The organism is [Borrelia] turdi, assembly GCF_030439285.2.
Classification (GTDB): domain Bacteria; phylum Spirochaetota; class Spirochaetia; order Borreliales; family Borreliaceae; genus Borreliella; species Borreliella turdi.
Window position 1 is genome coordinate 193016 of sequence record NZ_CP124018.1, and the last position, 21309, is coordinate 214324.

At 26.9% G+C, this 21309-nt stretch carries 14 protein-coding genes, 3 tRNA genes and 1 pseudogene; 15 read left to right on the forward strand and 3 right to left on the reverse strand.

The genetic code is table 11. The features are described from left to right. The first annotated feature begins 188 nt into the window (after positions 1-188). The 4 genes from prfA to QIA31_RS01490 are packed head-to-tail and all read left to right on the forward strand — an operon-like array spanning position 189 to position 6339. The gene (gene prfA / locus QIA31_RS01475) at positions 189-1265 is read left to right on the forward strand and encodes a peptide chain release factor 1 (RefSeq protein ID WP_301393959.1); all 1077 of its coding nucleotides are present in this window, start codon (positions 189-191) and stop codon (positions 1263-1265) included. Further along, positions 1265-2098 (forward strand): peptide chain release factor N(5)-glutamine methyltransferase, encoded by an 834-nt coding sequence (gene prmC, locus QIA31_RS01480; protein WP_301393961.1) that lies wholly within the window; start codon positions 1265-1267, stop codon positions 2096-2098. Before prfA ends, prmC begins: the two co-directional genes overlap by 1 nt. After that, positions 2082-4085 carry a guanosine-3',5'-bis(diphosphate) 3'-pyrophosphohydrolase gene (spoT, locus tag QIA31_RS01485; RefSeq protein ID WP_151060518.1) on the forward strand — a complete coding sequence of 668 codons (2004 nt, stop codon included), beginning with the start codon at positions 2082-2084 and terminating at the stop codon, positions 4083-4085. Before prmC ends, spoT begins: the two co-directional genes overlap by 17 nt. Continuing rightward, on the forward strand, positions 4075-6339 hold the full coding sequence (locus QIA31_RS01490) for a ligand-binding sensor domain-containing protein (RefSeq protein WP_301393963.1): 2265 nt from the start codon (positions 4075-4077) through the stop codon (positions 6337-6339). The genes spoT and QIA31_RS01490 overlap by 11 nt, the downstream gene beginning before the upstream one ends. On the opposite strand, the gene QIA31_RS01495 is transcribed toward QIA31_RS01490, so the two are convergent. Together QIA31_RS01495 and QIA31_RS01500 are read right to left on the reverse strand one after the other, a co-directional pair. Then, complete coding sequence (locus tag QIA31_RS01495) at positions 6336-7421, reverse strand: D-alanine--D-alanine ligase (protein WP_301393964.1); 1086 nt, start codon at positions 7419-7421, stop codon at positions 6336-6338. The two genes, QIA31_RS01490 and QIA31_RS01495, sit on opposite strands and share 4 nt — an antisense overlap. Continuing rightward, positions 7418-8950, reverse strand: coding sequence for a UDP-N-acetylmuramoyl-L-alanyl-D-glutamate--2,6-diaminopimelate ligase (locus QIA31_RS01500; RefSeq protein WP_301393966.1), 1533 nt, complete (start codon positions 8948-8950; stop codon positions 7418-7420). The genes QIA31_RS01495 and QIA31_RS01500 overlap by 4 nt, the downstream gene beginning before the upstream one ends. A gap of 115 nt (positions 8951-9065) precedes the next feature. Between QIA31_RS01500 and QIA31_RS01505 the strand changes: the two genes are divergently transcribed. From QIA31_RS01505 to QIA31_RS01535, 7 genes are all read left to right on the forward strand, one after another. Further along, positions 9066-9138, forward strand: a tRNA-Cys gene (locus QIA31_RS01505). Between the two features lie 86 nt (positions 9139-9224). Then, complete coding sequence (locus tag QIA31_RS01510; protein ID WP_301393968.1) at positions 9225-10463, forward strand: hemolysin family protein; 1239 nt, start codon at positions 9225-9227, stop codon at positions 10461-10463. Positions 10464-10503: 40 nt separating this feature from the next. After that, on the forward strand, positions 10504-11439 hold the full coding sequence (gene hflK / locus QIA31_RS01515; protein WP_301393970.1) for an FtsH protease activity modulator HflK: 936 nt from the start codon (positions 10504-10506) through the stop codon (positions 11437-11439). Then, positions 11440-12411 carry a protease modulator HflC gene (hflC, locus tag QIA31_RS01520; protein ID WP_301393972.1) on the forward strand — a complete coding sequence of 324 codons (972 nt, stop codon included), beginning with the start codon at positions 11440-11442 and terminating at the stop codon, positions 12409-12411. It begins immediately after the preceding gene. 135 nt (positions 12412-12546) lie between these two features. Further along, positions 12547-12619, forward strand: a tRNA-Phe gene (locus tag QIA31_RS01525). Between the two features lie 19 nt (positions 12620-12638). Then, positions 12639-12711, forward strand: a tRNA-Phe gene (locus QIA31_RS01530). 28 nt (positions 12712-12739) lie between these two features. Continuing rightward, positions 12740-14317: an HD domain-containing phosphohydrolase gene (locus QIA31_RS01535; RefSeq protein ID WP_301393974.1), complete on the forward strand. Its 1578-nt coding sequence runs from the start codon at positions 12740-12742 to the stop codon at positions 14315-14317. Here the strand turns inward: QIA31_RS01535 and rsmD are convergent. Next, the gene (rsmD, locus tag QIA31_RS01540) at positions 14295-14864 is read right to left on the reverse strand and encodes a 16S rRNA (guanine(966)-N(2))-methyltransferase RsmD (RefSeq protein WP_151060510.1); all 570 of its coding nucleotides are present in this window, start codon (positions 14862-14864) and stop codon (positions 14295-14297) included. The genes QIA31_RS01535 and rsmD overlap by 23 nt on opposite strands. Before the next feature lie 52 nt (positions 14865-14916). Here rsmD and QIA31_RS01545 point away from each other — a divergent pair, with 52 nt between their 5' ends. From QIA31_RS01545 to QIA31_RS01560, 4 genes and pseudogenes are all read left to right on the forward strand, one after another. Continuing rightward, the gene (locus tag QIA31_RS01545) at positions 14917-15753 is read left to right on the forward strand and encodes a UTP--glucose-1-phosphate uridylyltransferase (RefSeq protein ID WP_301393976.1); all 837 of its coding nucleotides are present in this window, start codon (positions 14917-14919) and stop codon (positions 15751-15753) included. Beyond that, positions 15740-17489: pseudogene (locus QIA31_RS01550) on the forward strand (BB_0208 family protein). The gene QIA31_RS01545 and the pseudogene QIA31_RS01550 overlap by 14 nt, the downstream one beginning before the upstream one ends. Positions 17490-17514: 25 nt before the next feature. Beyond that, the gene (locus QIA31_RS01555) at positions 17515-18285 is read left to right on the forward strand and encodes a tetratricopeptide repeat protein (RefSeq protein ID WP_301385499.1); all 771 of its coding nucleotides are present in this window, start codon (positions 17515-17517) and stop codon (positions 18283-18285) included. Further along, positions 18278-21307, forward strand: a complete 3030-nt coding sequence (locus QIA31_RS01560; RefSeq protein WP_301393978.1) for a tetratricopeptide repeat protein — start codon at positions 18278-18280, stop codon at positions 21305-21307. The genes QIA31_RS01555 and QIA31_RS01560 overlap by 8 nt, the downstream gene beginning before the upstream one ends. Positions 21308-21309 lie beyond the last annotated feature (2 nt).

Sequence of the window (21309 nt, forward strand, 5' to 3'; positions counted from 1 at the left end):
AAAAACATAAAAAAATATAATTGATTTTTTTGCTCAAGATTATTCTATTTGTTAAATAAAAGCAGTTTTTTAAAAAGAATGTTAAAATAAAACATAAAAATAGAATTTTAACACAAAACTTACTAAAAAGCCTAACAAAAAAATCTAAAATTAATATAAACTATTACTATCTTTCAGGAGAAATCGTAATGCTTTTAGAAAAATTAAATTCAGCGACAAGTAAGATTAAGTCGATAGAAGAAAAATTGCAAGATACAAATCTAATTAAAAATCAAAAAAAATATTCAAAAATAATAAAAGAATATACATATTTAGAAAAAATAAATACTAAAAAAATTGAATACGAAAAAATACTAAGTCAAATCAATGATAACAAAAACATCTTAGAAAAAGAAGAGCACCAAGAAATGAAAGAACTAATAAAACAAGAGCTAATTGATCTGGACAAAAAAAGGGAAGATCTTGAACATCAAATAAAAATATTACTTTTACCTCAAGATGAAAATGATAGCAAAAATATAATAATCGAAATTAGAGCTGGGACAGGAGGAGAAGAAGCTGCCCTTTTTGCAAACAATCTTTATACCATGTATATAAAATATTCAGAGAAAAAAAAATGGAAAACAGAAATCATAAACTTTAATGAAACAGAACTTGGGGGATTTAAAGAAATAATCTTTGAAATTAAAGGAAAAGATGTATTTAAAAAATTAAAATATGAAAGTGGTGTCCACAGAGTACAAAGAATTCCTATAACAGAGTCTAACGGAAGACTTCAAACCTCGGCTGCTACAGTAGCAGTGCTACCTAACATTGAAGAAACTGAAATTGACATTAATGAAAAAGATTTAAGAATTGATGTTTACAGATCATCTGGAGCTGGTGGACAACATGTTAATACAACCGATTCTGCAGTCAGAATAACACACCTGCCAACAGGGATTGTTGTGCAGTGCCAAAATGAAAGAAGCCAACATAAAAACAAAGACCAAGCAATGAAAATATTAAGAGCAAGGCTTTATGAATTTGAAGATTCTAAAAAACAAGAGCAAAGATCAAGCAATAGAAAACAACAAGTGGGTTCAGGGGATAGATCTGAAAGAATTAGAACATATAATTTCCCTCAAAATAGAATAACAGATCACAGAGCAAACATAACTCTTTATAAATTAGAAGAATTTATGCAAGGAGAACTTGATCCGCTTCTTGATCCCTTGATTATAGAACTTCAAGAACAAACATTAAAAAGCAACAATACACAATAATGAATGTAAACGAAGTTATAAATTATGCTAAAAATAAAAATTTAGATACAATAGAAGCACTACTAATCCTTGAATTAATTTTAAAAACCAGAAAAGAGTTAATAATTGCAAATACAAAAAAAAGGTTAACAAAAAGAGAAGAAAAACTTTTTTTAAATCAAATAGATAAAATAAAAAAAGGAACTCCTATTCACTACATACTACAAAAAAAAGAATTCATGGGCATTGAATTTAACCTAAACAAACATGTCTTAATTCCAAGATTTGATACAGAATGTTTAGTAGAAGAAGCCTTAATTCAAATTCAACAAAATGACTTTAAAAAAATATTAGACTTATGCTGTGGCAGCGGATGTATAGGGCTTTCTATTGCCTATTACATGAAAAAAAAAGTAATACTCTCAGATATTTCAATAAAAGCTTTAAAAATGGCGGCAAAAAATACAAAAAAGCTCAAACTTGAAAAATTTGTAGAAATAATCCGCTCTAATTTGCTAAGCTGTATAAAGGAAAGGTTTGATATAATAATTACAAATCCTCCTTATTTAAACAAAGAAGAATTAGAAATAAAAAATAAAATAAAAAAAGAACCCGCAAAAGCTCTTTTAGGATTTGGAAAAGATGGCCTTAATATTTCTAGAAAAATATTAAGCCAATCAAAAGAAAAACTTAATCCAAATGGACTTATAATAATAGAATCGGCTCCTTGGCAAATAAAAAGTTTAAAAGACTTTGCAATCAAAAAGGGATTTAAACATTTAAAAACCATTTATGATCTTGAAAAAAGAGCAAGAGCGCTGGTATTGGAACAAGAATATGATACAAGCATATGAAATTGCGCACTTAATAAAAATAAATGATCTTGAAAAAGCTAAAAATATTTTCAAAAAAACTGTTGAGAATACTTATAAAGATGAATTTGAACAGAAAAGCATATTCAAAGCTCTAGAAATAGCAGAACAGCTCCACCATGGCCAATACAGAGAAAGCGGAGAGCCCTATATTATTCATCCAATAATGGTTTCATTATTTCTTGCCAAATTTCAACTAGATTTTAAAGCAACTATTGCTGGATTGCTCCATGACGTACTTGAAGATACAAATATCGAAAAAGAAGAAATAGTAAAAGAATTTGATGAAGAAATCTTAAGCTTAATAGATGGTGTAACCAAAATTCATGATTTACACAATAAAACAAGAAGCATAAAAGAAGCTAATACTATTTCAAAAATGTTTTTTGCAATGACACACGACATTAGAATAATAATAATAAAACTGGCAGACAAACTACATAATATGACAACTCTCTCTTATTTACCCAAAAACAGGCAAGATAGGATTGCAAAAGACTGCCTTTCAACTTATGTTCCAATAGCAGAGCGCCTTGGAATCTCATCTCTTAAAACATATCTCGAAGATCTTTCGTTTAAGCATCTTTATCCTAAAGATTATAAAGAGATAAAAAATTTTTTATCTGAAACAAAAATAGAAAGAGAAAAAAAACTATACAAAGGTAAATTATCAATAGAAAAAGAACTTCAAAAAAGCGGAATTGAAGCAGAAATTACAGTAAGATCAAAGCACTTTTATTCAATATTTAGAAAAATGCAAACAAGAACAAATAAGCTTACTCAAATTTTTGATACTCTAGGAATAAGAATAATTTGTAAAAAACAAAAAGAATGTTATGAGATATTAGAAATTGTTCACAGAGTATGGAAACCAATTCCAGGAAGACTTAAAGATTATATTGCAAGTCCAAAAGAAAATAAATATCAATCACTACACACCACCGTAAGAATACCTGAGGACAATCAGCTTATTGAAATACAAATTAGAACAGAAGAAATGGATAGAATTGCTAATTATGGGGTTGCAGCCCATTGGATATATAAAGAACAAATTGCACTTAAAGCTGATGATCTTTCATTTATAAACCGAATAAAAAAATGGCAACAAGAATCGGCTAACAAAAGTCAATATTCAATGAATGATATCCACAAAGAGTTGTTAAATACATTCATATATGTCTACACCCCAGAAGGAGAAGTAGTAGAGCTTCCTTTTGGATCAAATTCAATTGATTTTGCATACATAATACACACAGATATTGGAGACCAAGCTCTTTATGCAAAAATAAATGGAAAAATAAGTTCAATCACAAAACCGCTTAAAAACGAACAAATTGTAGAAATATTCACATCAAAAGACTCAAAACCAGATGTAATATGGCTAAATAGTGTAAGAACAAAAAAAGCCCGATCAAAAATTAGATCGTGGCTTAACAAAAATGACAATACAATTTTTGTAGACAACAATATTATTGCGTATCTTGTTGGAGCAAACAAAGAACAAAGAAGGCTTTTTAGTTTATTCAAAGCCTATACTAAAACTAAAATAAAAAGAATTGCAATAGACTCTGAATGCAATCCTACAACAGGTGAAGATATTATTGGAATAATACATAAAGACGAAATAATAGTGCACAATGAAAATTGTCAAAAACTTAAGTACTATAAAAAAAATCAATTGATTGAAGTTGAGTGGGAGGCAACACCAACTAGAAAAGTACATCACATTATTTTGCTTTTAAAAGAATTGAAGGGGATATTTAGCTATCTTGAAAACATTTTCACAATCAATGACGTAAGACTTATTAGTGAAAAAATAGAAGACTGTGGAAATGGGCATGGAATAACAAATATAATAGTCTCGTCAAATGCTAAAAATATAGAAAAAATTATTTCTGCTTTAAAAGAAAACTCAAATATCTTACAAATAATGCAAGTAGAAGAAGACATTAAAAATTATGACAATTAAAATATTATTATCATTGTTATTAATTGCTTTGACAAGCGCCCCTATTGTGCCAAATAAAATGGGAAAAAATATACCTAATTCAAACAATAAAATTGCAAACATAACAACTGAAAAGAACATAAAAATGCACATTGAAAAAATTAATCAACCAAGCAAAAAACAAGAAAAAATAATAAACACTTTTAATTATATAAAAAAATATTTCAATACAAATGAAATTAAATATATGGAATATTCTTTACAAGAAATTGGCTTTATTGGGTATTCTCAAAAAATAATACATTCTAAAATCAAAGGAAAAAGCTCAGCTATTTATAATATAATCATTCCAATTAAAATACTAAATAATTTAAAAAATAATTTAGCAATTGGGATTGCTATTGAACTTTTGAACAAACTTAAAAATACTAACCCTGAAAAGAGTATAAATTTTTTTTTTGTTGAAGATGATTCTTTAGAACAAAACACAATAATTAGCAGCAGAATTTTACTTAGCAACAATTATTTAGGAAAAAATACAAATACAATATACTTAATGCTAAACGAAAATAAAATAAAAAATAAACTTTACCTAGAAAATGAATCTTTAATAACAAATTCAAAAACAAATTTGGGATTTTTAAAAGCTATTATAAAAACCTTTGAAAAAAATAAACTTGATTTTAATACAACAAAAATAACTGAAAAAAAATTAAACAATTTATATAATTTATACTGGGAAGAATCTATCCCCTTTTTAATAATAAATAACAATTTAAATCCTATATTAGCTCAAAATAAAAATACTATTTTTGAAATTTACAAATCAATCGAAGAAGCATTAACCAACCAGTACAAAAGTAAAAATACTAATGAAATACACTACATTGTAATTGATACGCCCTTTAAAAAAATAATAATTAATGAAATTGCTTTAATAGCGTTAATTTACATTTGTTATAACTTGATTATCATTGTATTTATTAGAAAATTCAAAGAAGCTGGATTGGTCATGAAGAAAGTAAAAAATAATTACTACAAATTAGTAAGATTGTTTTTTACTTTTTTTTTAAGCACGTATCTATCCTTATTACTTACAAATAAAATATTTGTAAGTAATGAAAACACAGCAATTTACAGTATAACAAATCCAAAATATCTAATAATTTTTTTTACAACTTTGCTCATACATAATCTTTTGTCTCTTTTTACATATAATTTCACAATATACTTAAATTACAGACAACTTAAATATCTGGCAATATCAACCTCCGTTATTGAACTAATAATATTAATGTTTATTAAAGTAGAATTTATCTTAATAATTATCATAAAAAGCATTTTGCTATTAATAAAACCAAATAAAAATACTATTATTCAAAAAATATTAGTAATAATTATTTGGATAATCAATTTTATGTTAATAACATTAATACAAAATACTACATCAATCACAAATACACTTACATTAAGCTATCTAATCTCAATTTGTCTTTTTTCTACCATATTTATTAATATCTCAGAGCATTTAAAATCCAAGCTATCAAAAATTAAACAAAATTTAAAGAAAGTCGAAAAACTTGGCCTTATAACTTTTTTTTTAGTAACCACAATCATAATATCTAAAAATATCGATAAAAAAGGGCATATAATACGAATAGAACAAATAGCCAGCTTTCCAGAAAAAATAAATAAAATAAAAATTGAATATATAAAGGACAATAAAAATCCTATCCAAATAATTTCAAATGAATTTAACCTAACTTTACAAGCAAATAAAAAAACATTAAAAACTAGCATTAAAGCTGATGATGAGCTAATGAATATTGATTTTAAAAAAACAGATATAGCAGAAAGAGCTGTTTATAGCATCGATTTGGTTACTCAAAAAATTGCAAATCAAATCGAGCTGCATTTTAAAAATGCATCTAAACTAATAATTTACCAAAGCAATACTCCTTATAAAATATTGTCTAATAATATTATTTTTTCACTTAAAAACATTAGCTCTAAAAAAACAACAATTGCATTTACTCTTAAATCTCAAGATGACATAGAATATGAAGCATTTGCAAATCTACATGTTAAAAAAAATGAAATTAAAATCTACAATAAAGCCAATAATAAAGAAGAAAAAAATATAAAAATAAATTATTCTTACAAGATAAAATATTCAGGAATATTGCCCAAAGCAGAAAAATATAAACATCTCGAATACTTCAAGCTCAAAAATGATAAAGAGATTGAAAATCTAAAAACTTTAAAATTAAATTAATCTTCAAAATTAATCCTTTTTTTCCTATTAATGAAACTTTGAAAAGCATAATCAATCAAACTGTCCACTAAGTCTTTAAACTGAAGACCGTCATGACTACACATTTTAGCAAACATAGATATATCGGTAAATCCTGGAATAGTGTTTATTTCATTAAGATAAATTGTTCCTGTTTTTTTTTCAACAAAAAAATCAATTCTTGCCATACCTCTGAGTTCTAAATTCTTATAAACAAAAAAGGCATGTTCCTTAATACTTAACAACTGATTTGTCTCAAGATGTGCAGGAATATTAAAGACAATAGAATTCCCGGGAATAACAGAATATTTAGCATCATAATCATAAAATATAAAATCTTGCACAATAACTTCCCCAGGAGAAAATATTTTCATCTTTTCATTCCCAATAATAGAACATTCTATCTCTCTAGCTTCAATAAATTTCTCTATTACAATGGTAAGATCATAATTTAAAGCTTTCTCAATAAAAGGTTCAATCTGATTTTCAGTGTAAGCTACATTTATCCCAATCGAAGACCCTAGTACTGCAGGCTTAACAATAACAGGATAGCCTAAAACCTCCTTTACATTTCTTTTTACTTCCTCTTTATCTAAAAAATAATCATACTGTCTAAATCCAATAAAAGGAACTAAAGGGATATTAAAGCTTTTAAGCAAAAGTTTGCAAAAATACTTATTGCTAGCAATAGCACTACCTATAATGCCAACACCAACACAGGGAATGTCCATAACTTTTAAAACCCCTTGAATAGCACCATCCTCACCGGTTCTTCCATGAACAACAGGAAAAACAACATCAATCTCAAGATTTTTGTTATTTGAAAAAATTCCAAGTCCTGGTAATAGGCTGACAATGGGCAAAACATCTACACTAATGGGCTTTGGAGGATCAGAAACAGAATCTAATAAGTACCAAATACCTGTGCACTTATCAATATAAACAGGATAAATATTATATTTATTTAAATCTAAAAGGGCTAAATAAATGCTATAAGCGGATTTGCAAGAAATTTCATGTTCAAAAGAAACACCGCCAAATATTAACATAAGATTTTTTTTCACATCACTTCTCCTTTTCTGATTTTTTTTAAACCTAAAATAGCATTTTGAACCACCTCTTGTTCATTCCAAAAAGCTTCTGTATTTTTATAAATTATTGAACTTTCATGTCCTTTTCCTAAAACTACAACTAGGTCTCCTGCCCTTGCAAAACCTATTGCTTTTTCAATAGCTTGCTTTCTATCAGGAATAAAAAACAAATTCTGATTTACAACTTTATTTACAATTCCTTTTGCAATATCTTTAATTATACACATACTATTCTCGCCTCTTGGATCTTCATCACAAAGTACGATTAAATCAGAATAAATATCTGAAATTTGCCCTTGGAAAAATCTTTTTGCAACATCTCTTTCTCCTGCAGAACCAAAAACAGAAATCAATCTATTTTTAGCAAATCTTTTAAAAATAGGAAAAAGTTTAGAAAAAGCACCAGGGGTATGAGCATAATCAATGATTACAGAAAAATTTTGCCCTAAATTAATATTATCCATACGCCCATCAAGACTTTTAATGTAAATAAGCTTCTCAACAATGTCTTGAATATCACTATTTAAAATTTTGGAAACTAAAATAAGAGCAGCCATTACATTTTCAACATTAAAACTCCCCAACAGACTAACATTAGCAATGTATTTAACTCCTTTGTGATAAAATTCAAAACTGGTAGAATCTGTTTTCTCATCAATAAAGCTGACAAAAAAATCTGCTTGATTGCTTTTTAAACTATAAGTAAAAGATTTTTTAACAGCATTCTTAAAGTCAGAAGAATAAAAGTCATCAAGATTAACAACTCCGAAACCAGCATCATCACTCACAGATTGGAAAAGGCTTAGCTTTACATTCAAATAATTTTGAATTGTACCATGAAATTCAAGATGCTCATGTCCAATATTAGTAAAAACAACAGCAAAATAATTAACATCAATAAGTCTTGCTGTTTCAAGGTCAAGCCCATGAGAAGTAGATTCAAGAATTGCATATTGAGCCCCATTTTTAACCATATTGCTTAAAAATGAATGTATTTCTGTAGATTCAGGAGTTGACTGTCTGTAAGGATTTTTAATCAAACTTCCACTCCCATCATCAAAAAATACCGTCGATACAAAACCAACTTTAACGCCTTTGCTTTTTAAAAGCAGGTAGATATAATAACAAACAGAACTTTTACCATCAGTGCCAGTGACTCCAATAACTTTTAATTTTTTTGAAGGCTCATCGTAAAAAATATTTGAAAAATTAGACATAAATTTTCTTATGCTAAAGCTATCTACCTTAATATAAGTAACATTGGGATTGTAAAAATCCAAATCTCGCGAATATACAATAACATTGCTACCCTTTTGAATTGCGGTTTCAATAAAATCATGTCCATCAAAATGGATTCCTGGAAGAGCAAAAAATACAAACCCGGGCAAAACTAATTTGGAACTGTAAGTAACTCCTGATATTTCTAAATCAAGAGAGCCTTTTATATATTTTATTAAATCTTGATCCAATTTTAATAAAACGTCATTAAGTTTTTTATTCATATATTAAAATTTTACATAAAACTAATAAAAATAGCTAAGAAATTTGAAAATTATGCTTCAATAGAAGTTATATTTACAATTTTCTATTTTTTTAATAAACTAATCAATGTTACAAGGCGCTGTACCCAAGTGGCTAAGGGAGAAGTCTGCAAAACTTTGATTCGCCGGTTCGATTCCGGTCAGCGCCTTTTAAAGTCAAGTCAAAAATATTTTTGTTGCTTAAGAATATAATAAATTAAAGCATTTTTGTTGAAGATAAATTAAAATAATACATATGTTAGAATTAACTGTGATACTACTATTTATAATATTATCTGCTATTTTCTCAGCATCTGAAACAGCTTACACTTCCTTAAGTATACTTCAGATACAAGATATAAGAAAAAAGGGGAAATCTGGAATATCAGTGTACAACTTGGTTCAATCTCCTTCAAAATTAATCACTACTATTCTTATCGGCAACAATATATCAAATATAATTGCAAGTACACTTACAACAAAGTTTGTACTTGAAAAATACGGAAACAGCACACTTGCAATATCAACAGGCCTAATAACAATAATCGTTCTAATTTTTGCAGAAATACTTCCAAAACAAATTGCAATTTTAAATAATGAAGTCATTGCTCTATCCACTTCATTTTTTTTAAAAACATTGATTTTTATATTTACTCCACTAATATATATAATAAATAAAATAATAAAAAAAATATTAAATCTCTTTAAAATTAAAACAAGCTATAAAATGACTAAAGAGAGCATAAAAAATATGCTCTCTTTAGCGGGAAATTTAGGAATTTTAAAAAACGATTCTAGAATATTTATGCAAAAAATGTTAGATATCGATCTGGTAAGAGCTTCTGAGATCATGACTCACAGAACAGAAGTTTTCTCACTCTCAAGCTCATCAAAGCTAAAAGATGTAATTAAATTGATCAAAGAGGAAGGATACTCTAGAATTCCTATATACAAAAGACAAAGCAGAGAACAGATAATTGGAATTTTAATAGCTAAAGACCTCATAGAGATAAATAAAAAAGATATGAATAAAAGCGTTTCTCAATTTATTAAACCCGCCGTATTTGTACAACAAAACAAAAAAATAAAAGACATATTAGATATTATGAGAAAAAAGCAAAAAATAATGGCAATCGTAATTGACGAGTATGGCGGTTTTTCAGGAATACTTACAATAGAAGACATAGTAGAAAAAATTTTTGGAGCGATATCTGACGAATACGACATTAAAGAGGAAAAACCTCTGATTACACAAATCAACAACAATACTTACTCAATACTTGGAGAAACTACTTTTGACGAGATTGAAGAGATAATTGGAATATCTATTAAACATAAAGAGTATACAAATACAATCGGGGGATACTTAACAGATCTACTTGATAAAATACCACAAAAAAACGAAACCGTAACAACAACTGATGGAGAATATTTTATTAAAGAAATTCAGAATAATAAAATAAAAACAATAACTTTTATCAAGTCTAAAAAGTAACGATAAATTCGATTATAAAATAAAAATGGAGGAGAATCAAATGTTTAACATAAGACAAATTTTTAATAAAACTTACGAATATTTAATAATTATTATTACTTTAATACTAATATTAATAATAATTATTGCAAATATATTTATAGTCGGGCCATCAGAAGAAGCAATTGTACTTCGTCTTGGAAAACTTAACAGAACTCTTGATTCAGGAATACATGTTAAAATTCCATTAATTGAAGAAAAATTTATAGTGCCCGTAAAAATAGTCCAAGAAATTAAATTTGGATTTATAATATCTCCAAATGATATTAGAGAAAATGATAATGCAAGCGATGAAAGTATGATTATCACAGGAGATTTAAATATCATAAATATTGAATGGTTAGTGCAATACAAAATAAGAGATCCGTACTCATTTAAATTTAAAGTGGAAGACCCCGAGACAACAATTAAAGATATTGCAAAGTCATCAATGAATAGATTAATTGGAGACAATACTATTTTTGAAATAATAAACGATAACAGAGTAGGAGTTACAGAAGGTGTGAAATCTTCTATGAATGAAATAATAGATAATTATAATTTAGGCATTGATGTAGTGCAAGTACAAATTAGAAATGCCCTACCCCCAAAAGGAAAAGTTTACGAGGCTTTTGAAGATGTAAACATTGCCATTCAAGACAAAAATAAATACATAAACGAAGGGAAAAAAGAATTTAATCAAATAGTTCCCAAAATTAAAGGGGAAGCATTAAAGATTATTGAAGAAGCCAGAGGATACAAAGAAAGCAGAATAAATAATGCATTAGCAGACACAGAAATTTTTAATGCCATACTAGACGCTTATTTAAAAAATCCTGATATTACAAAAGAAAGACTTTACAATGAAACTATGAAAGAAATACTTGAAAACAAAGATAATATTGAATTAATTGACAAAAACTTAAAAAATTTTCTACCATTTAAAGAGGTAAAATAAATGAAATTTATAATAAATATTTTATTATCTACTATAAAAATTATAACTTTTACAATAATAGTTTGCTTGGCTATTTTGTCTATTTTCCAACCAATTTATATTTTAAAAGAAAATGAAATTTCAATAACCACTCGACTTGGAAAAATTCAAAGAACTGAAAGTTTAGCTGGGCTTAAATATAAAATTCCATTAATTGAAAGTGTACAAATATTTCCCAAAATCATTCTTAGATGGGATGGAGAACCTCAAAGAATTCCAACAGGCGGAGAAGAAAAGCAATTAATATGGATTGATACAACAGCTAGATGGAAAATTGCAGACATAAATAAATTTTATACAACAATAAAAACAATGAATAGAGCTTACGTCAGAATTGATGCGGCAATTGAACCTGCTGTTAGAGGAGTTATCGCAAAATATCCTTTGCTTGAAATTATAAGAAGCTCAAACGACCCAATTCAACGTTTGTCTAATGGAGTACTTACTCCGCAAGAAACAAAAATTAACAGTATTTATAAAATAACAAAAGGGCGGAAAATAATCGAAAAAGAAATAATTCGTATAGCAAACAACAATACCAAAGATATTGGAATTGAAATTGTAGACGTATTAATAAGAAAAGTTACTTATGATCCAAGCCTTATTGATTCTGTAAACAACAGAATGATTTCAGAAAGACAACAAATAGCAGAAGAACAAAGAAGCATAGGATTAGCTGAAAAAACAGAAATTCTTGGAAGCATAGAGAAAGAAAAGTTGAGCCTATTAAGCGAAGCAAAAGCCACTGCTGCAAAAATCAAAGCTGAAGGAGACCGAGAAGCCGCAAAAATTTATTCAAACACATATGGCAAGAATATTGAATTTTACAAATTTTGGCAAGCATTAGAAAGCTATAAAGCAGTATTAAAGGATAAAAGAAAAATTTTCTCAACGGATATGGACTTCTTTAAATATCTTCACAAGAGAAATTAAAAATTTGTAAAATACAAATCCCAAGGTACTGTTACTATAAATTATTTTTTTAGAATTAAATTCAAAAGCTAAAATTTAAAAAGAGTTGACAAACATATATACTTATGAAAAAATTAAGGTATTATAAATAAAAACGCTGCTGTAGCTCAGTTGGTAGAGCATAGGACTGAAAATCCTTGTGTCAGGAGTTCGATTCTCCTCGGCAGCATCTTAATTGAAATACAGTCGTCGCTGTAGCTCAGTTGGTAGAGCATAGGACTGAAAATCCTTGTGTCAGGAGTTCGATTCTCCTCGGCGACATTTATTTAAAGATTAAAAGGATCTCAAAGTGATACTTAAAGAAATAAAGCAAATAAAAGATCTAAATGAACAAGATGTAATTTTTGCAAGAATAGGAAATTTATCAAAACTTGGCACAAGAGTAAATGAAAAAATTATTAAAATACTTTCTAAAGGCAATACCCCTTACATTCCTGTACTTAAAAAAGAAGAAGATGAGTCATATGAGAACCTGATAAAAAAAATAAATGAAGAAATTTTAAATGATGAGCTTAACTACTTAAGAGAAAAGCTAATAGATAATCTAAGAGACGTATATAAACCCTTTAAAGAAGACGACCCAATATTTTTTACCAAGGGGAAAAAACCACTCATGAAAATAAATACATTAATGGAGCCTGAACCCAATCAAATTTATTGGAAAGAAATATTGGAAGGAAGCTTTAAAATACTTCCAAGGCATAAAATAATATCTTTGCAAAAAATTTTATTAGAAATATATCATTATTTTGATATTCAAAAGCTTAGAACAAAAGAAAACCTTAAAGATAAAAAAACTTTAAAAAAATTATATTTATATTCTGCTAGAAGAGATTACGAATTTTTTAAAGGAAAAATCAAAACAGAAGGCGATTCAATACTCCTACATTCAGTCGACACAACAATCTATTTTCTAATTACAATTGCAAATTTGAACAAAATAAGATCTTTGCAAAATGCACCTCGTTCAACTATTAAATTTTTTCTTGATAAAACTGAATATACCGAATTTACGGAATTTTTTTACGCAGAAGACATGATACTACAAGCCGCTCTTGGATCATTGCTACACTCAATAGGATTGATGCATATAACAATATTAGAAGATATAGGAAATAAAATAAGCCTTAAAAATAAAAATTCAAAAGAACAACACAAATTAAAAATAGAATACTTGGAAAAAAATATTAACATTGCTAAGAATTTGTTTAGAATAAGAGAAGACATTTCAGCTATTACGAAAATGATAATCAATGGACAAAAAGACTACCTTGATGCTACTGGATATCCACAATTAAAAATCAATAAATTTATTCATGAACTTGTTAGAATTTTTTGTATAATAGATACTTACGATGAATTGGTAAATCCAATAATAATAAAAGAAAGCGCCAACCCTTTAGAGGCTGTTAAATTCTTAATGGAAAATAGCGGACAATACTATTGGAGCAAAAAAGAACCAAACGAGCAAACAAAAAACAAAAAATTTGACATTAAGATGCTAGAAAATTTTTTAACAATACTTGCGCCTTTTGATTATGGCCAAATAGTAAGTATAAATAAAAAAAACAATCATGAAAATCTTTTTCAAGCCGCTATTATTGAATACAAAATGAGCATTGTCCCAAATTTATCTATAATGAACAAAAAAGACCAGACTTACAAGCTAGAAGAAATAATAATGGATTTTGAAAACAAGGAAATTTTAATAAAAGATACAGATGGAAATTACAAAAAAAATCCACTAAAAAATGTGGGCGATTTTGTAATACAAAACAACATTCCAGAATTAAATAAAAATGAAATTCGGCTCATTCTCTTTAACTATGAAAGAAAACCAAATCCTACAGTATTCTCAAAAAAATAAGTTTTGATCCCCCATACCTTTTTAAATTATAAACTGAAAACTTTGATGTATCTATGTTCAAATCTTCACTAAAAGGACAATGCATAATGATATTAACTTTATCATTCAAAATTTTACCTTTTAAAATAATCTCAAGTAAATTAATCTTATTTTTATAATTAAAAGGGGGATCAAGATAAATAAAATCATAGAAAAGATCTTTTTTGCCCAAAAAATCCTCTGCTCTTTGAAAAAAGAATTTATAAAATTCCCCAACAAAACTAAAATTTTTTACTAATGTAATCTTAGTTTTTTTATTACATTCAACAAGATGTGCAAGACTTGCTCCCCTACTAAGAGCTTCAACAGACATTATACCGGTCCCCGCAAAAACATCCAAAAATTTTGAGTTAATAATATCCTTGAATATAATAGAAAAAAAAGCTTCTCTAACAAGAGACATCACAGGGCGAACAGCGCCAGTCTTGGGAAATAAAATTTTTCTACCTTTATATTTACCCGAACTTACATACATAAGTAAAAATTTTAAAATAATTTTAAAAAACATTGAATATATAAAATTAAATTTTTGCTATAATCTTATCTCAAGAGAGAAAAGTATGAAAGGCATCATTCTAGCAGCTGGGTATGGAACAAGATTTTTACCAATAACAAAAACAATTCCAAAAGAAATGTTACCGATTTTAAACAAACCAGCTATAGATTATATTATCCAAGAATTTATAGATTCAGGAATAAAAGACATTTTATTAATAAGCTCAAGACGGAAAAAAGTTCTTGAAGATTATTTTGACAGAGAAATTGAACTTGAAAATATTTTTTTAAAAGAAAATAAAAAAAATGAATTAGAAAAGATTAAAAATAAAAAAATTAACATAAGCTTCATAAGGCAAAAAGAAATGCTAGGCACAGGAAATGCACTGCTTTATGCAAAACCTTGGATAAATAGAGAGCCTGTAATTGTGGCTTACCCCGATGATATTCACATTGGAAATCCACCATTAAGCTTACAATTGATCAAACTTCATGAAAAAACTGGAAAAAATATAATATCTATCATTGAAAATCCAGAAAATATAAACAGATACGGAGTAATAGATCTCTACAAAGATGAGCTCCATGTAAAAAACATTGTTGAAAAACCAAAAATTGGAAGTGAGCCTAGCAATAAAGCATCTATTGGAAGATTTTTATACAATTATGAGTTTTTTGAACATTTAGAAAAAGGATTTAAAATACATCAAAAAGGTGAATACTATCACATTTATGCTTTAAAAAAGTTGATGAATCAAAAAAAAGTATTATATAAAAATATTACGGGCAAAAGAATTGACACAGGAACTCTTGAAGGATATTTAGAAGCAATAATAAATTTTGCAAAAAAAGATAAAAATTTAATAGAAATTATAAAAAAAGGAATACATGAAAACGATTAAAAAGGATCCAGAATTTTATAATTCCCTTGCTACATTAAAAAAGTACATAATCAAACATATAGAAGAAAAAGTCTTAAAATACAATATTTCTTCCCAACTTTATAAATTAGAAAAACCCGAAATACTCGAGCTTATAAAAATTAGCAATGATTATGAAAAAGAACAAAATAGATTAAACACTTCACTAGAGGAATACTACTACAAAAAAACTCAAAATGAAATAATTAAAAAATGGATATTAGAAATAGTAAAAAGTAAAAATTTCGCTCAAATAAGCAAAGAAGCTAATTTCAACACCAAAAAATTAGGAATAACATATAAACTAAAATCCAACAACTTTTTAAAACTAATTGAAATACAAAATAACCCTTATTATTCTCAAGAAAAAAAAGATATTTACAAGCAAATTATATTAAATTTTTCCAGCAACATTAACATTAATAACTTAGAGCAAACAGTAGACATTCTAATAGCTGTAAGAAACAAAAATAAAATCAAAATATTAAATATATTAAATAAAAATTTAAAAAATCAATCGGAAAATCAAAAAGTTTTTAAATCAAGCTTAATTAATAAAGAAAACAGGCTAATAAAACTAAAAAGAATGCTAATACTTACATATTGGCCGGTTGGGTGTTTGAGTAAAAACATTTTTATTAAAATTTTGATAAAACATTACAAATACTTAGAAGAAGAAATTTTAGCGCTAAAATACAATGAAATTTTAAACTACTTACGTGCAATAAAAACTTTAAGTCTTAATGAAATTTTTTATAAAGGTTCAAGCAAAAATATTAACTTTAATTATTTTTTCAGTGATTTTACACAATACACTCCAAAGGATTTTCAAAACACATTAAAATGTTATTTATATATAGTTGAAAAAACAATAACAAAAAAATATTTAACTTGGTTTTTCAAGGACAAAATATCAAATAATTGGGAATCTTTCATAAATGCGCTTGAATACATTGAAAAACACAAATTAATCAACATAAAAGAAAAAATTAAAGAAATTATAAGCGCGAAATTTCAAACAGAGGATTTTTTTACATCTTTTGATAAAACAAATTTCAACCCCTATGAAAGCTCAACCATATTTAAAGAAAAATACATTAAAAATGCATTCATACAAAGCATTATGAACTATATAGAAAAAACCTCTCAAAATATAGAAACTTATGGGTGGATTTCATTTTATATTTATGCTGACAATAAGAATAAAAAAATTTTTTGTCAGCAAATGAAAGAATTTTTTAAAACTAAAACCTTTGAAATACAAAATCAAATATTTATATATTTTCTATCTTTTTATCCTAATATTGAAAATAAGCATTTCAAATTTATATCAGATATGCTACTTTACCTTGACGAAAATAAAATTACAATACCTAAAAAAATAATAAAAATGCAAAAAATAAATCCCAACCAACTAGATTACCAAAGATCATATCTTTTAATAAAATCACTAAAAACAAGATCAAGAATTTTAAAAATTCTTCTAAAGAATATAAAATTTAATCTTATTGAAAAGCTGGAAGATGAAAACGAGAAAAAATTATTACCTGCAATATGCTATTTAATATATTGTGAGAATCTGGTAGAATTAAAAAACAATAGAAAGATAAAATCTAATGAAAAAAGTAGTTTATTGGAATTTATTTCTTTTTTTCAAAACAAAATTGAAGCAAAAAATAAATTTTAAAAAAGAGCTTATGAAAGCTAAAGGCATATAATCTAAATTAAATAAAATGGGAAAAAATGAGAATTTATTTATTATTATTAAGTAAAAATTGTAAATTTTTTATTTTATTTTTAATTTTAATATTTAATTCAAAATTAGCATATTCTCAAAGGCTAATTAGAATCGGCAAAGAAGAAATGAAAAATAAAAATTACATTCAAGCAATCGAAACACTAAGCGATGCTATTAAAAAATATCCAAAAGTACAGCTCGGCTACTATTTTTTATCAATAGCATATAGAGAAAATAACCAACTAACAGAAGCAGAAGGAGCCTTACTCGATGGAATTGCAGTAGGCGGTGAAATCGATTACATACTATATTATGAATTAGGTAACATAATGTTTAACAGAGGAGAGGGTTACTATCCCTTAGCAATAAAATATTATTCTAATTCTATTAAAAGCAAGCCCAATTATGACAGCGCGCTGCTAAATAGAGCTAATGCTTATGTTCAACAGGGCAAAATAACATCTAAAGAAAAAGAATATCAAAAGGCTTGGGACTCATATACTATGGCTATCCACGACTACTCACAATTTATTACCCTTAGATCAAAAACAGAAAAAAAAGACAGCATTTTGCTTATAATAAGCTATTTAAGAAATGAAAAAATTAATCTTGAAAAAATTGACAAAAGTTTAAAGGGACGAACTGAGCATATTGTATATGCTAAAGAAGATAAAAATCAAATACTTAAAGATGGTTTTAAAGACAATCTAGAAACAAATTCTTTAATTGAGCTAGAAAAACTTAATTGGCAAGAGGAGTTATACATAGATGAATAAAAAACATACAAATTTTTCAGTATTATTGCTTTTAATTTTCTTACTTATCTTATCATTTGGGGGCTTTGGTTACTATATATATCAAAGCAAGTTAAATGACAAAAATCGAGAAATAATGCTAAACGAAGTTAAAAATAGTGTAATAGATCGAAACTATAAAAAAGCATACTCTGTTGCAAAACTTCTGCAAGACAAATACCCACAAAATGAAGACATTACAATGCTTGCAAATACACTAGCAGAAATTGCAAACAGCAGTCCTTTTGAATCAAACGACTTACAAAGAGATTCTGCAAATAAAATCTTAGACAAGATTAAAGGTCAAGACAATTCAAAAACAAATGCAAACGAAAATTTTGATATCGCATTTAATAATAGATACATTAAAGACAGCGCAATAACAGAAAATTACTCCGACAGAAACGATGACGTTGGCATTGAAGATGAAGACATATCTGAATTTAAAAAAAGCAAAATCCCAAAAAAAATAAACCCAAATACAATATCAAAAGAAGAAAATCAAGCAGTACAATCTTCAAATCCCAAATTAAACGTTAATGATGAAAAAAATTTATTTAATTTGGAAAAACTAAAAAAAAAAATAAGTGAAAAATCAAATAGTGAAAATTATTTAAATGACACTCAAAAAATAGGAAATGATAAGCAAATCACAAATTTTTCCAAAGAAAAAAATGCAGAAAATATTTTAAAACCCCCAGCAAATATTAAATATTCAAACAATGATAATGCTACTCCTCCCCCAAATTCTAAAAAAGAAGACGATTTTTCTCTATCCAGTCAAACTCAAACAATAATGGGGAAAATTCATAGGCCATATAGCTATTTAATAAAAAAAGAGCTTTATGAAATATTAGACAATATTAATACCGGTAAAATCACACTTGGGAAAAACAGATTAAAAGAATTAATTAAAAAAGGGTTAAGCAACAAATTTCAAAAAGTAAATGGGTTGATTGAAAGTTTAAAAAATAAAGAAGCTTCCCATTTACTATTAACCTTAATAAAAAAAGATATTGAACCAAATTTAATTAATATACCAAAAGATCCCTACAAAAAAGACATTTTCCAATTAAATAAAGAAGACAATAAAATTCAACAATTGGAAAATCTTAAATCTAGGGTTTATTCAATAAAGCCTACTGATCTTGAAAATCCAAAAACCCGTCAACAAGCCATTAAAGATCTAAACGAATTCTTAACAATAAATCCTAATGACAGCTATGCCTCTAACACTTTAGCCCAAGCTAATAAAATTCAACAATTGGAAAATCTTAAATCTAAGGTTTATTCAATAAAGCCCACTGATCTTGAAAATCCAAAAACTCGTCAACAAGCCATTAAGGATCTAAACGAATTCTTAACAATAAATCCTAATGACAGCTATGCCTCTAACACTTTAACCCAAGCTAATAAAATTCAACAATTGGAAAATCTTAAATCTAAGGTTTATTCAATAAAGCCTACTGATCTTGAAAATCCAAAAACCCGTCAACAAGCCATTAAAGATCTAAACGAATTCTTAACAATAAATCCTAATGACAGCTATGCCTCTAACACTTTAGCCCAAGCTAATAAAATTCAACAATTGGAAAATCTTAAATCTAAGGTTTATTCAATAAAGCCCACTGATCTTGAAAATCCAAAAACTCGTCAACAAGCCATTAAGAATCTAAACGAATTCTTAACAATAAATCCTAATGACAGCTATGCCTCTAACACTTTAGCCCAAGCTAATAAAATTCAACAATTGGAAAATCTTAAATCTAAGGTTTATTCAATAAAGCCCACTGATCTTGAAAATCCAAAAACTCGTCAACAAGCCATTAAGGATCTAAACGAATTCTTAACAATAAATCCTAATGACAGCTATGCCTCTAAAACTTTAGCTCAAGCTTATGAAAACAATGGAGATTTACTAAAAGCAGAAAATGTATATGAAAAAATTACTAAGCTCACAAACACCCAAGAAGATTACTATAAACTTGGAATCATTAGATTCAAGCTTAAAAAGTATGAACATTCAATAGCGTCATTTGATCAAACAATAAGGCTCAATCCAAAACATAAAAAAGCACATAATAACAAAGGAATAGCTTTAATGGTGTTAAATAAAAACAAAAAAGCAATAGAATCTTTTGAGAAAGCAATACAAATTGATAAAAATTATGACACTGCCTACTACCAAAAAGGAATAGCTGAAGAAAAAAATGGCAATATGCAGCAAGCATTTGAAAGTTTTAAAAATGCCTACAATCTCAACAAAAAGTTAAATTATGCATTAAAAGCCGGAATAGTGTCAAACAACTTGGGTAACTTCAAAAAAAGTGAAGAATATTTGGGTTTTTTTTATGATAATACAAAAACCCCCAACGAAATTGCTATTTATAACCTATCAATAGCAAAATTTGAAAACAATAAACTTAAAGAATCTCTTGAAATAATAAACAAGGCCATCAATTTAAATCCAGAAAAAAGTGAATATTTATATTTAAAAGCATCTATAAATCTTAAAAACGAAAATTACCAAAATGCCATATCGCTCTACAGCTTAGTAATTGAAAAAAACCCTGAAAATATTTCAGCCTACATAAATCTAGCAAAAGCATACGAAAAATCGGGAAATAAAACTCAAGCAATCTCAACTCTTGAAAAGATAATAAACAAAAATAATAAATTAGCTTTAAACAATCTTGGAATACTTTATAAAAAACAAAAAAATTATCAAAAAGCAATTGAAATTTTTGAAAAAGCAATAAGCAATTCCGATATTGAAGCAAAATACAATCTTGCAACCACTCTAATTGAAATCAATGACAACACAAGAGCTAAAGACCTTCTAAAGGAATATACAAAATTAAAGCCAAACAATCCAGAAGCATTACATGCGCTAGGAATAATAGAATATAATGAGAATAATAATGATCAAACATTAAGAGAGCTTGTCAAAAAATTTCCAAATTACAAAAAAAATGAAAATATTAAAAAAATAATAGGAATATAAAT

Coding starts and splice junctions, on each gene's coding strand:
- prfA (WP_301393959.1), top strand. CDS start 189: ATGCTTTTAGAAAAATTAAATTCAGCGACAAGTAAGATTAAGTCGATA.
- prmC (WP_301393961.1), top strand. CDS start 1,265: ATGAATGTAAACGAAGTTATAAATTATGCTAAAAATAAAAATTTAGAT.
- spoT (WP_151060518.1), top strand. CDS start 2,082: ATGATACAAGCATATGAAATTGCGCACTTAATAAAAATAAATGATCTT.
- QIA31_RS01490 (WP_301393963.1), top strand. CDS start 4,075: ATGACAATTAAAATATTATTATCATTGTTATTAATTGCTTTGACAAGC.
- QIA31_RS01500 (WP_301393966.1), bottom strand. CDS start 8,950: ATGAATAAAAAACTTAATGACGTTTTATTAAAATTGGATCAAGATTTA.
- QIA31_RS01510 (WP_301393968.1), top strand. CDS start 9,225: ATGTTAGAATTAACTGTGATACTACTATTTATAATATTATCTGCTATT.
- hflK (WP_301393970.1), top strand. CDS start 10,504: ATGTTTAACATAAGACAAATTTTTAATAAAACTTACGAATATTTAATA.
- hflC (WP_301393972.1), top strand. CDS start 11,440: ATGAAATTTATAATAAATATTTTATTATCTACTATAAAAATTATAACT.
- rsmD (WP_151060510.1), bottom strand. CDS start 14,864: ATGTTTTTTAAAATTATTTTAAAATTTTTACTTATGTATGTAAGTTCG.
- QIA31_RS01545 (WP_301393976.1), top strand. CDS start 14,917: ATGAAAGGCATCATTCTAGCAGCTGGGTATGGAACAAGATTTTTACCA.
- QIA31_RS01555 (WP_301385499.1), top strand. CDS start 17,515: ATGAGAATTTATTTATTATTATTAAGTAAAAATTGTAAATTTTTTATT.
- QIA31_RS01560 (WP_301393978.1), top strand. CDS start 18,278: ATGAATAAAAAACATACAAATTTTTCAGTATTATTGCTTTTAATTTTC.